A 363-nucleotide genomic window follows, 5' to 3' on the forward strand; every position below is an offset into this window, starting at 1 on the left:
CGTCCGACCCCGCCCCGCCATACAGCGTGTCGGCGCCATCCCCGCCCTCCAGCCGGTCGTCCCCGGCGCCGCCGTCCAGCCAGTCGTTGCCCGCGCCGCCGTACAGCGTGTCATCGCCTCCCCGCCCCTCGAGCCGGTCATTGCCCGCGCCCCCGATCAGCCCGTTCGCGCCCCCGTCGCCCAGAAGCGTGTCCGCCCCCGTGCCCCCGATCACGTTCTCGACCGAGATCAGCACCTTCGCCGCAGCTGCCCCCGTGTTCCGTGACGCATCCTCCAGATCGACCCGCAGGGCTGCGGTCGTGCCGGCCCAGCTTGCCCAGTCCGACCCCGCGCCGCCGTCCAGCACGTCAGACCCGGCCCCCC

1 protein-coding gene is annotated in these 363 nt (G+C 75.2%); it reads right to left on the bottom strand.

Features of this window, described 5'->3' with window-relative positions; translation table 11 throughout:
- On the bottom strand, window positions 1-363 hold a 363-nt coding region (locus EZM81_RS18125), incomplete at both ends, for a calcium-binding protein (protein ID WP_371685777.1).

This window comes from Tabrizicola sp. YIM 78059 (genome assembly GCF_004959785.1).
GTDB classification, from domain to species: domain Bacteria; phylum Pseudomonadota; class Alphaproteobacteria; order Rhodobacterales; family Rhodobacteraceae; genus Tabrizicola; species Tabrizicola caldifontis.